Annotated in this window: 10 protein-coding genes and 1 pseudogene; 10 read left to right on the forward strand and 1 reads right to left on the reverse strand. The window is 71.2% G+C overall.

Going from position 1 to position 11,886, the window contains the following annotated elements; translation table 11 throughout:
• The first annotated feature begins 156 nt into the window (after positions 1 to 156).
• The 5 genes from F8271_RS25680 to F8271_RS25700 all read left to right on the forward strand — a co-directional run bounded on the left by F8271_RS25680 (position 157) and on the right by F8271_RS25700 (position 6,476).
• A complete protein-coding gene (locus F8271_RS25680; protein ID WP_225854753.1) occupies positions 157 to 921 on the forward strand; it encodes a TnsA-like heteromeric transposase endonuclease subunit in 765 nt (254 codons plus the stop codon).
• Entirely contained in the window at positions 918 to 2,981 is a 2,064-nt protein-coding gene (locus F8271_RS25685) for an integrase (RefSeq protein WP_225854754.1), read from the forward strand. Before F8271_RS25680 ends, F8271_RS25685 begins: the two co-directional genes overlap by 4 nt.
• On the forward strand, positions 2,975 to 4,003 hold the full coding sequence (locus F8271_RS25690; protein WP_151492399.1) for an ATP-binding protein: 1,029 nt from the start codon (positions 2,975 to 2,977) through the stop codon (positions 4,001 to 4,003). The genes F8271_RS25685 and F8271_RS25690 overlap by 7 nt, the downstream gene beginning before the upstream one ends.
• Complete coding sequence (locus F8271_RS25695; protein WP_151492400.1) at positions 4,000 to 4,809, forward strand: TniQ family protein; 810 nt, start codon at positions 4,000 to 4,002, stop codon at positions 4,807 to 4,809. Before F8271_RS25690 ends, F8271_RS25695 begins: the two co-directional genes overlap by 4 nt.
• Positions 4,810 to 5,591: 782 nt before the next feature.
• Positions 5,592 to 6,476: a hypothetical protein gene (locus F8271_RS25700; protein WP_151492401.1), complete on the forward strand. Its 885-nt coding sequence runs from the start codon at positions 5,592 to 5,594 to the stop codon at positions 6,474 to 6,476.
• Positions 6,477 to 6,767: 291 nt separating this feature from the next.
• Here the strand turns inward: F8271_RS25700 and F8271_RS25705 are convergent, their stop codons facing one another.
• The gene (locus tag F8271_RS25705) at positions 6,768 to 6,962 is read right to left on the reverse strand and encodes a hypothetical protein (RefSeq protein WP_225854755.1); all 195 of its coding nucleotides are present in this window, start codon (positions 6,960 to 6,962) and stop codon (positions 6,768 to 6,770) included.
• A 216-nt stretch (positions 6,963 to 7,178) separates the two neighbouring features.
• Between F8271_RS25705 and F8271_RS25710 the strand changes: the two genes are divergently transcribed.
• The 5 genes and pseudogenes from F8271_RS25710 to F8271_RS25730 all read left to right on the forward strand — a co-directional run.
• Positions 7,179 to 7,532 carry a pilin gene (locus F8271_RS25710; protein WP_225854756.1) on the forward strand — a complete coding sequence of 118 codons (354 nt, stop codon included), beginning with the start codon at positions 7,179 to 7,181 and terminating at the stop codon, positions 7,530 to 7,532.
• A 2-nt stretch (positions 7,533 to 7,534) separates the two neighbouring features.
• Complete coding sequence (locus F8271_RS25715) at positions 7,535 to 8,449, forward strand: conjugal transfer protein TrbL family protein (RefSeq protein ID WP_151492403.1); 915 nt, start codon at positions 7,535 to 7,537, stop codon at positions 8,447 to 8,449.
• Entirely contained in the window at positions 8,446 to 9,408 is a 963-nt protein-coding gene (locus F8271_RS25720) for a PrgI family protein (protein ID WP_151492404.1), read from the forward strand. Before F8271_RS25715 ends, F8271_RS25720 begins: the two co-directional genes overlap by 4 nt.
• Positions 9,405 to 11,228, forward strand: a complete 1,824-nt coding sequence (locus tag F8271_RS25725; RefSeq protein WP_151492405.1) for a VirB4 family type IV secretion system protein — start codon at positions 9,405 to 9,407, stop codon at positions 11,226 to 11,228. The genes F8271_RS25720 and F8271_RS25725 overlap by 4 nt, the downstream gene beginning before the upstream one ends.
• 23 nt (positions 11,229 to 11,251) lie before the next feature.
• Positions 11,252 to 11,886: pseudogene (locus F8271_RS25730) on the forward strand (type VI secretion protein); the annotation flags it as partial.

The following is an 11,886-nucleotide window of genomic DNA, read 5'->3' on the forward strand; positions in this document are numbered from 1 at the left end:
GCCCGACAGTCACGACTAAAGCTCACATCCCACAAATCGACCAGTCGCTATCCATGGCGGACCTACCGAAAGGCCTCCAACCGGACGCAACGCATAGATCAGATCAATTCACTGCGAACCACCCTCTCACAGGGCTGATGCTCGTTTGTCAGCTTCGTGAGATCTTCTTCGGATTCCGCCGCCGCTGCTGGCGTCATCGACGCGGCCGACTTCATGGTCGAGTTCGTCGGCGAGGGCGGTGAGCTGCGCTGTGAGCCGCTGACGGGCTGCGCTGCGGTGCGGTTCGAGGACGTCGCGCCGGCGAGGTCGTTCGCGATGTTCAAGGGTCAGCGGAACTTCCCGGGCCGGTGGTGGTCGTCGACGACGGCCGCGCATGTGGGTTACGAGTCGTGGCTGGAGCGGGATCATGTGATGCTGCTGGACTTCGATCCGGCGGTGGTGGGGATCGCCTCGCAGCCGTTCTGGCTGTCCTGGCCGGCGGGAGATGGGATGCGCCGGCATCTGCCGGACTACTTCGCCCGGGTCGAGGACGGCACCGGGCTAGTGATCGATGTGCGCCCAGACGAGCGGATCAAGGCCCGTGACGCGCAGGCGTTCGCGGTGACGGCTGCGGCCTGCTCAGCGGTGGGGTGGCGGTTCCGTCGGGTCGGTGTCGTGGAGTCGGTGTTCGCAGCGAACGTGCGCTGGTTGTCGCGGTATCGGCATCCGCGCTGCGGCCGGCGCGAGGACGTCGTGGCCCGCTTGGTGGAGGTGTTCGACCAGCCCGCACCGTTGTTCGCAGGCGCTGAGCGGGCCGGGGATCGGCTGCTGGTGCTGCCGGTGCTGTTCCACCTGCTCTGGCGGCAGGTCCTTGCGGCGGATCTGACCGGTGCGCTGTTGGGCCCAGCGACGGTGGTGCGCGTGTCGAGGCCGCCGTGGTGAGCGGGCGGCTTCCGCGACTGCGTCCGGGTGACCGGGTGCGGGCCGCCGGGATCGTGCGGACGGTGGTGGGTTGGTCCGGGACGCTGGTGTTGCTGACCGACGAGGCCGGCTTGACCGAGGGCGTCCGGTTGGTGCACCTGTTGTCGGAGGCGGACTTCGCGGTGCTCGGGCAGCGCAGCGTCGCCGCGCCGATGAGCGCGGCGACGCTGGACCGTCTGCCGGACAACGTCGCCGAGCAGGCGTTGTGGTGGGAGCGGCAGGTGTTGGAGGTCATCCACGGCTTGGCGCCGAACGCCGCTGCCGGGGCTGTGGCCCGGCCTGGTTTCGACCCGGCGGTCACGACGGTGACCAGCCGGGAGAAGACCAAGGCCGCGGAGTTGCGGGCGGCCGGACACGCGGTGACGTGGGCGACGGTGAAGCGGCAGCGGCAGCGTTACGAGTCCGGCGGGGTCGCGGCGCTGGTGGATCATCGGCTGTTGCGGCAGCCGTCGCGGTTCGGCCGGATCGACGAGCGGGTCGTGGAAGCGGTGCGTGCGGCGGTCGCCGAGGCCACCGACGACTCGACCCGCACCCGCGGTTATGTGTTGTGGCGGGCCCGGCAGATCCTCGACGAGCGTCACCACGGCGTGGTGGCGATGCCATCGCAGGCGACGTCGTATCGGCTGCTGGAGAAGCTGACCGTCGGCCTGCACACGACGGGCTCGGCCCGCACCCGCCGCTCAGTGGCGGCGGCCTCGCCGGCGCCGTTCTCCCGGCCTCGGGTGTTCGCCCCGGGTGAGCTGATGGAGATGGACTCCACACCGCTGGACGTGCTGGTCCTGCTCGACGACGGCACTCCGGGGCGGGTGGAGCTGACCGGGGTGATCGACGTCGGGACGAAGACGGTGCCCGCGGCGGTGCTGCGCCCGACCACGAAGTCCGTCGACGCCAGCATCCTGCTGGCCCGGACCCTGACACCGGAGCCGATGCGGCCGGGCTGGACGCAGGCTTTGGCGATGTCCCGGTCGGTGTTGCCGCACCGGCGGCTGGCCGGTATCGACGAGCGGCTCGAACACGCCGCGGCCCGGCCGGTCATCGTCCCGGAGACGATCGTGGTCGACCAGGGCAGCGTGTTCCTGTCGCGCAACTTCCGCTCGTCCTGCGCTTTCCTGGGGATCAACTTCCAGCCCACCCATCCCGGCTCGCCGGCGGAAAAACCGCACGTCGAGAAGCTGATGTCGGCGGTCGGGACGCTGTTCGCGCAGTTCGTGTCCGGCTACGCCGGCTCCAACACCGAACGCCGGGGCCGTGACCTGGAGGCCAAGGCGCTGTGGTCGATGCTGGAACTGCAGGAGCTGCTGGACGAGTGGATCGTGGCGTGCTGGCAGAACCGCCCCCACGACGGCCTGCGTGACCCGGCGACGCCGGGACGCATGTTCACGCCGAACGAGAAGTACGCCGCGCTGGTCGAGTCGACCGGCTACCTGCCGGTCCCGTTGTCCGGCGAGGACTACATCGCGCTGCTGCCGACCTGCTGGAAGGCGATCAACGCCTACGGCATCAAGCACCGGCGCCGCACCTACGACGCCGAACAGCTCAACCCGCTGCGCAGGCAGCCGTCGGGAAACAAAACCCACAAGAACCTGTGGCAGGTCCACCACGACCCCTACGACGTGTCCCGGATCTGGGTGCGCGACCCGGGCACCGGCGGCTGGATCACCGCGTTCTGGACACACCTGCGCCGCGACGGGCTGCCGTTCGGGGAACTGGCCTGGGACCACGTCCGCGCGAAGCTGCCCGACGCCACGGAAGCCGAGATCGCCGAGGCGGTGCAGGCGCTGCTGCGACGCGCCAACCAAGGCCCCGAACCGACGCCTTCGGCGTCCAAACGAGACCGGCGGGTCCGCGCCCGCACCCACTCCACCGCCCAACCGGCGTGGCCACGCCCCGAACCGCCGGCCCCACCGGAGGCCGAAACCAGCCCGACCCGCACCGGCGCACCCGACGGCGACGACGCATCCGCCGAGGTCGTCCCGCTGGGCGTGTTCGACCCCTACCTGGAGGCAACCAAACGATGGTGACCGCGGCCCACACCCCCGCCGCCCAGCCAACCGACCCCGACGCGGAACACCTGCAGCTGACCACGCTGCGGGGATGGCGACGGTTCGTGCAGACCACCCCGCAGGTTCCCGACCTGCTCGACGACGCCCGACTGGCTACGCTCACCGCCGGTCAGCGCCTCGCCTACGACGAGGCCCGGCTCAGCCACCACGCCCAGCTGGTGGTGATCGCCACCGCCACCATTCGCCGGGTGACCCTCGAAGGCCGCCGGTTGACCTACCTCAACCGGCGCGCGGAGACCGGACGCTGCGGGCTGATCGTCTCCGGCCCCGCCCGCACCGGCAAGACCACCGCGATCATCCAGATGGCCAAGACCCTCGAGGTCATCCACCGCCAGCGTCACCCCCACAACGGCGGTGACATCCCGGTCGTCTACATCACCGCCCCACCCGCCGCGACCGGCCGGATGATCGCCGTCGAGTTCGCCCGGTTCCTCGGCATCCCACTGCTGCGCAGATCCAACATCACCGAGGTCATGGAAGCCGTCTGCGGCGTCTGCATCGACGCGCGCACCAGCCTCATCGTCGTCGACGAGATCCACAACATCAGCCTGACCACCCGCAACGGCGCCGAAGTATCGGACACCCTCAAGTACTTCGCCGAGCGCATCCCCGCGACTTTCGCCTACGCGGGCATCAACGTCGAACGCAACGGCCTGCTCTCGGGCACCCGAGGCGAGCAGATCGCCGGCCGCTTCGGCATGGTCCCCACCGGCCCGTTTCCCCTCGGACCCGACTGGACAGCCCTGGTCGGCGCCCTCGAGGCCAGCCTGCGCCTGCACCACCACACCCCCGGCACCCTGGCGGAACTCGACCGTTACCTGCACCAACGCACCGCCGGCATGATCGGCAGCCTCCTCCGGCTGATCCGCAGCGCCGCCGTCCAAGCCGTCATCGACACCACCGAAGCCATCAGCCGCGCAAGCCTCGACGCCATCGGGGTCGACATCGCCGCCGAGACCAGCCGCCGGAAGAGACGATGACCAGTCCCGACACCAGCAGCGATGTCCTCACCGACCGGCCCCAACCACTGCCGGTCATACCCCGCCCACGCCGCGACGAGACCGTCGGTGCCTACATCCGCCGTCTGGCCCACGCCAACCACCTACGACCCAGCTACCTACGCCAATACCTCTGCGCCCCGCCCACCTACCAAGGATCCGTACGCGCCGCCCGCCTGGCCGTGGTCACCGGCCGCAGCGTCGACGCCCTGACCCGCCATTTCAGCACCCTGCAAACCGAGGCCCGACCCCACCGCCTCAACCCCGAACCCGACGACGCGCCGCGCGAGCCCGAAGCCGAGCCCGACAGCCCACCGCGCCGGCCCCGCAGCATCGCCAACCTGGTCAAACGCCGCGGCCAGCAAGGCGCCCGTGAACTCCTGGACGCCATCCGCCAAGAGGCGAAGATCAACCCGTCGCTACGCGCCATCACCCGCAAGTTCAGAGTCCAGGCCGACACGGTCCTGCTCGCCCTCACCACCGACCCGAACCCGATGGCGTTCAGGCGCGCACCACCCCGCGGCAACCGCGTCTACGACGCCTACGCCCACATCATCGACGACCTCCTCGCCCAGAAACCGCCCCTGTCCCGCTGGGCGATCTGGGAACGCCTCGTCGACGAACACGGCGCCGAGCTGTCCTACGGCTCGGTCAGCCACTACATCACCAGCAAGATCCGCAACGAAGGCGTTCCCAGGAGCAGAAAGACTGAGAAAACCAGCCCCAAACGCGAACCCGGAGCAGATCAACTGAGAAAACCCGGCCAGCCGTTTTCTCAATCAAACTGATCCGCCCAGGTCAGCGCGCTGCGACCGGAGCACCTTTACTGAGAAGGGACATGGCCTCGGGAACGCGGGATGATCCGGCGGTCGCCGGCTCGATCGGGCCGGGGCCGGCGTCGTGAGATCGTCAGAGCGATCGGCCGCCCCCGGCTGTCAGACACGCACGGTCACGACCACCTCGACCATGACAGCGACTTGCATCGATGGCACGGGGGCGCTGGCCGGTCTTGTCAGATCGCCGTCCGATGTCCCGGACGGCGGCGGCGTCTGTCCTGACGGCGGCGGTGTCACGGAGGACACCGGTGCTGGATTGTCATCGGAGGCGGCGGTCGTGTCAGACCTTCCCCACGCCGGACGAAGGCCGTCAGACGGCGCGCCACCGCGGCGCGCAGGGTTGACGATGACGTTCGGCTGCAGTGTCAGCCTGTCGCGATCTGACACCGTGCCGCCCGCGGGGCGCTGTTAGACGCTGTGAGACCGGCTAGGTCCCCGTTGTCAGACCCCTCGGCCGGTGTGGTGTCCCTCGCGGCCTTGTCCCGTGCCCTTCGTCTCCTGTCGTGTCAACGCGCAGGTCAACGCGGCTTTGTCAGAACGGTGACGCGCGCCAGCGTCGGTCGTCAGTCAGCGGGTGGCCGGTGGCGGCTGGTGCTGTCGAGCCGAGGATTCATGCCTGTTGGCCTGCGTTGTCAGGGGCCGGTGAGACCGAGGTGGCGCAATGGCGGTCAGGCGCGCCGGCCGTACACCTCCGGCCGTCGTCGACATTCGTCTCTGACATGGGAGTTCGTGACATGACCGCGTCCGCCAAGGACTGGCCCGACTCGCCGCTGGACGCCGTGGACACCGCGTTCGCCGACCTGACCTGCGACCCCGACCCGCTGTCACTGGACCTCGACCCGCTGGCCGATCAGCTCGGCGATGACAGTGGTCTGCCCGGCGGTGCCATCGCTCTGCCGGCGTTGCGGCAGTGGCTGCTGGAGCACCCCCGCGCCTACACGGCCCGTGACGTCGTGTGGCGGGAGCTGGTCCGCCGCGCCCGTCTCGACGGGCCCGCCTGGGTCATCGCCGCGGTCGCCCTGGCGATGCCGGCGCTGCGCCGCTACGCCGGCCGGCTGCACACCGGCTGGGCCGGTGACGCTCACGACCTGGACGCCGAGATCCTCACCGGCTTCCTGGGCGCCCTACGTGACCGGGTCGACCTGGCCAAGCCGGCGCCGTACGCGGCGCTGTGCATGGCGGCGTGGCGGGCCGGCCACGAGCTGCGGCAGCGTGACGGCGCCGAGGCCGTGCCGGTGGACAACCTCGAACACGTCACCGGCTCGCGCACCCCGAAGCGGCCCTACGGGCATCCGGACCTCCTGGTACGCCGGGCCGTCGAGTTGGGCATCGTCGACGAGTGCGACGAGCAGCCCTACATTGACGTGCGGCTGGGCCACCGGGCCATCGAACCGATCGCCGCCCGCCTCGGCCTGGAGGTCGACACGCTGCGGCGACGTGTCGAGCGCATCGACGTCCGCATCGCCGACGCGCTCGCCGCCGGGATGCTCACCGAGGCGACCTCACCCCGGGCGCGGGAAGACCTCGCCGTGGCGGCCGAGCGACGGCAGCACATCCGGGCCGCCCGCGGTGCCGGTACGCGACCGGCCGCGGCGCAGGTGACGCTGGCAGCCGCCTGACCGCCGACCATCCCGCAGGCTCTCTGGACGCGGGCCCGACCATCTGGTCGGGCCCGCCAGCGCGTACGGCGAACCACCACTTCTCACCGCTGCGACCGCCCCCTACCCCGGTACGGGGAGACCCGCTGTGGCCGCTGCCAAGCGGGCCTAACGGATCTCCCACGAATCTGACAGCGGCGCCGACGGGGTGTTAATTCGGCAGCTGTGAGATTCCGGCGCCGACGCCGACGGCGAGGTCCGCCGCCAGCGGCACGATCGTCGGACAGGCCGCTGACCAGGGCTGTCAGAGGTCTACGAGGTCGTGTCGGAGCGCTGTGGGATCGGCAGGTGTTCGCCACAGCTCACAAACGCCGGTTTGAGGGTGCGGAACTCCTCCGACGCCACCTTGGCGTCATCCGGCGGGTTCCGCCCGCCGCCGGGCCGGAAGGCCGGGTCGGCACGGAACCGGGCGACCTCGGGTGCCGCGCCACGTTGATGCGCTGACACCTCATCGATCATCGCCAACCCGAACGGGAGGACGAGCTCCTCCCGAGGTTCACCACGGTTCCCGGCCGACGTGTCTTCCCGAGCCCGGCGGCGGCTTTCCGCCCACCGTTTCGACGAATCGCCCCGGCGCGAGCCGGGGCGGGAGGTGCAGCGATCATGTTCCGCCCGCTGTTGGCACGTTCACGTGCCCTGACCATCGCCCTCTCCCACGCACCGATGACGACCCGCGCGCTTCGCCATGCCGCCCGGATCGCCGCGCCCGCCGCGGCGGCCGTGGTGGTGCTGGCCGTGCCGGCCGCTGCCTACGCCGACCCCGGCGGCCCGGTCGTCCTGGCCGCCAACGACCTGCCCACCGTCATCGCCAACCTGCAGACCTGGGTGATGGGCATCCTGGCCGCCGTCGCCACCCTGTTCCTGGTCTTGGCCGGGGTGTACTGGGCCACCGCCGGCGGCGACCCGGCCCAGGTCGACAAGGCCAAGGGCGCACTGAAGAACGCCCTGGTCGGCTATGGCCTGGCCGTGCTCGCGCCCATCCTGCTGGAGGTCGTCCAGGGAATTGTCGGAGGCTGACGATGGCCTGGGCGCTCAACCAGATTCTCGACTGGTTCGCCGGCCTGCTGCTGGACTGCCTGAACGGGCTCATCACCGCGATCACCCACGCGCTGCTGATCACCCCAGACGTCACCAGCCTGCCGCAGGTGCAGGCCCTCACTGGACGGTCGATCTGGGTCGTCGACACCGTCTTCGTCCTGGTGTTCGTCGCCGCTGGCGTCCTGACCATGGTCGCCGGCGGCGACGAACGCGCCCGCTACACCGCCAAGGATCTCCTGCCGCGGTGCGTCGTCGGGTTCGTCACCGCCCACTTCTCCCAACTGATCGCTGGCAAGCTCATCGAGTTCGCCAACGCGTTCACCACCGCCCTGACCGCGCAGGACTTCAACGGCGAGGGGGCCCTCGACGCCGTCAAGACCCACCTGATAGCCGCGCGTGACCAGACCGCCGGTCTTCTGTTCGTCGTCTGCCTGGCGATCATCGTTTTCCTGCTCGCAGCCACGGCCTGCAGTGTGATCGTCCGCTTCGCGGTCGCGTTGGTGCTCACCGCGGTCGCGCCGATCGCCCTCGCCTGCCACGCGCTGCCGCAGACCGACGGGGTGGCCCGCATGTGGTGGCGGTCGTACGTCGCCATGCTGGCGACCCCGGTGGTGCAGGCATTCGTGCTGTTCGCCGGCCAGTGGATGCTGCTGGACACCAGCACCATGCTGCCGCTGCTCGGCCTGCCGGTCGAACCGGGTGGGGTGCTCAACCTGTTCGTCGTGATGGTCCTGCTGTGGACCACGCTCAAAGTGCCGGGTCTGATGCGCCGCTACGCCACCAGCGGCGCAGGCGGGCGTGGCGGCAACGTGCTCGGCGCGGTCGTGCGGGTCGTCGTGGTGCAGCAACTCACCCGCGGGCTGCGCATCCCCGGCCTAGGGGCGGTGCGCCGATGAGCCGCGACCGCCGCGACGAACAGGCCGTCACCGCCCGCATGCCCGCCGACGTGGACACGCCGGACAAGGTGCTCTACGGGCTGACGTTCCGGCAACTCGCGATCCTCGCCGTCGCCGCCGTCATCTTCTACGGCGCTTGGCGCGCCCTCCACGCGATCGTGCCCGCGCCGGTGCTGCTCGGCGCCGCTGTCGTCCTCGGCGGCTTGGTGTTCGGCCTCGCGGTCGGCCGCCGCGACGGACTGCCCATGGACGTGTGGCTGGCCTCCGCGGTCCGTCACTCCCGGGCCCCACGTGCTCTGTCCACTACCGACACGACCGCGAGGACGCCCGAATGGGTGGAGGTCCCGGCGTCCAGGGTGATGCTGCCGGCGCCGTTGAAGTTGCCTGCCGACGCCATCGACGACCACGGGGAGATCAGCCTCGGCGGGGTGAAGGCGGCGATGGTCGCGGCGACCAGCGTCAACCTGGCGCTACGTACCGCCGACGAGCAGGCCGCCCTGGTCGACACCTTCGGCCGGTGGCTCAACAGCCTGTCCACGCCGACGCAGATCGTGGTGTCGGCGCAGCCGGTCGACCTGCACTCCGCCGCCCGCACCCTCGCCCAGGCCGCAGACGCCATGCCGCACCCAGCTCTCGCCGACGCGGCAGCCGACCACGCACGCTTCCTCGACGACCTCGCCGAACGGCGGGACCCGCTACGCCGGCAGGTCCTCATCGTCACCCGCACCAACTCCGGTGAGCGTGGCGAACACGCCGCCCGACGCCGCGCCGACCAGACCGTTCGGTCCCTGTCCGGGCTCGGCGTCACCACCCGCGCCCTAGATGGCCATGCGACCACCGCCGCCCTCGCGGCCGCGGCGGACCCCTACCGGCCGCCCCGTCCCGGGGGCCTCGCCGCCCCCGACACCACCATCACCGCGCCTCCGGCCAGGAGGCCACACACCAGGAGGACATCATGATCTCCGTCAAGCGCCGACGCACCCCGAACAACGACAGCACCAGCCCGCCGTCCGCAGGACTCGCGGCGACGGTAGCTCCGGCCTCGGTGGAGGTCACGCCGCGGTTCCTGCGGGTCGGGGACGGCTACGCCGCCACCCTGGTGGTCACCGGCTACCCGGCCGAGGTCGGGCCGGCGTGGCTGGAGCCGCTGCTGTCCTGGCCCGGCCGCCTCGACCTGGCCCTGCACATCGACCCGATACCCGCGCCGGTCGCGGCGTCCCGTCTGCGCAACCAGCGGGCCCGGTTCGAGTCGTCCCGGCGGGCCGACGAGCAGAAGGGCAAGCTGGCCGACCCGTACGTGGAGGCCGCCGCCGACGACGCCGCCGACCTCGCCGAACGCCTCGCCCGCGGGGCGGCGAAGCTGTTCCGCGTCGGCCTGTACCTGACCGTGCACGCCCGCACCGAGGCCGAGCTCCTCGAGGCGTGTGCGCAGGTGAAGGCCGCCGCCGCGTCCACCCTGATCGAGGTGCAGCCGGCGACGTGGCGGCACCTGCCCGGCTGGACCACCACCCTGCCGCTTGCCACCGACAGCCTGCAGATGCGCCGCACCATGGACACCCAGGCATTGGCCGCCGCGTTCCCTCTCGCGTCGGCGGACCTGCCCGCGCCGCTGCCCGGCGACCCGGCCACCACCGGCGGGGTGTTGTACGGGGTGAACCCGGACTCGCAGGGCATCGTCTGGTGGGACCGGTGGGCGCAGGAGAACCACAACAGCGTGATCCTGGCCCGCTCCGGCGCCGGCAAGTCCTACTTCGTCAAACTCGACGTGCTCCGCAACCTGTACCAGGGAGTGCAGGTGGCCGTCGTCGACCCCGAGGACGAATACCTCCGGTTGGCCGACGCGGTCGGCGGCACCATCGTGCGACTCGGCGCACCCGGCGTGAAGATCAACCCCCTGGATCTGCCGGCCGGGGACACCCGTCCGGACGTGCTCACCCGCCGCGGGCTGTTCCTGCACACGTTGATCAGCGTGTTGTTGGGGCAGCTGCCGCCGCCCGCTGAGCGCGCCGCCCTGGACCGGGCGATCCTCGCCGTCTACCAGCAGGCGGGCATCACCGCCGACCCCGCCACCCACCACCGTCCCGCGCCGCTGCTGAAGGACCTGGCCGCGACACTGCGGGCCGACGACAACACTGCCGCCCACGAGTTGGCCGCCCGGCTGGCACCGTGGGTGGCCGGCTCGTTCTCCGACCTGTTCGACTCACCCACCACCACCCGCCCGGACGGGCACCTCGTCGTCTGGAGCCTGCGCCACCTGCCCGACGAACTGCGCACCGTCGGCACCCTTCTCGCCCTGAACGAGATCTGGCGGCAGGTCGACCTCCCCCGCCAGTACCGCTCCACCTCCTCGCCGCAGGCGCGGCGGCTGGTCGTGGTGGACGAGGCATGGCTGCTGATGCGCGACGGTGAAGGCGCCCGGTTCCTGTTCAAGATGTCCAAGGCCGGCCGGAAGCGCAACGCGGGCCTGTCGGTCGTCACCCAGGACGTCGCCGACGTGCTCGGCACCGACCTCGGCCACGCCGTGGTGTCCAACGCGGCCACGCAGGTGCTGCTGAAGCAGGCTCCGCAGGCCATCGACCAGGTCGCTGACGCATTCGGGCTGACCGCCGGGGAACGCCGGATGCTGCTGTCCGCCCGAGTCGGCCACGGCCTGCTGATATCCGGCACGAACCGGACCGCGTTCGAGTCGATCTCCTCCCAGGCCGAACACCTTCTCGCGACCACGAAGCCGTCTGACCTCGCCGACCTCGACTCCGACGACGGGGAGGAGGACCTGTGACACCACTGCGTGCCCTGTCGCCGATGCCGGCGCCCAGCCCGTCGGGGCCGGGCGCCGGTCTCATCTCTCCGCCGGGCGCGCCCGCGCGGTGGGTTCTGCACGCCGCGGATTGGGCGGCCGGCCGGCCGTGGCTACTCGGCGTCGCCGCCGCCCTGCTGGTCGCCTATGTTGCCGGGCGCAACCTGGTCGACGGGTGGCGGCACCGCCGCCACGCCGACGGCGCCCGCCTCGTCACCGTCGCCCCGCCGCCGGAGGTCGACCCGCACAGCGCCGCCGCGCTGTGGGCGAACCTGCACGGCACCCTCACCCCATCGCGCCGCCGCCGGCTGCGGTACGGCAGCCCGCACGTGGTGTGGCAGTACACCTGGACCGGCCGGCAGCTGCTCATCTCGATCTGGGTGCCCGGCAGCGTGCCGCACGGGGCGGTGGAGGCTGCCGTGCGGGCCGCGTGGCCCGGTGCCGCCTGCACCACCGACGACCAGGCGCCACCGCCGATCCCGCTGGACGTGCCGGCCGCCGTCGGCGGGCACCTGCTGCCGACCGCCGCGGAGTGGTTGCCGTTCGAAACCGACCACGACAACGACCCGCTGCGGGCGCTGATGTCGGCCGGGTCGCAGCTGAAACCGGATGAGTACGCCTGTGTGCAGGTCCTCGCCCG

It is taken from the genome of Micromonospora sp. ALFpr18c, from assembly GCF_008868155.1.
Taxonomy (GTDB): domain Bacteria; phylum Actinomycetota; class Actinomycetes; order Mycobacteriales; family Micromonosporaceae; genus Micromonospora.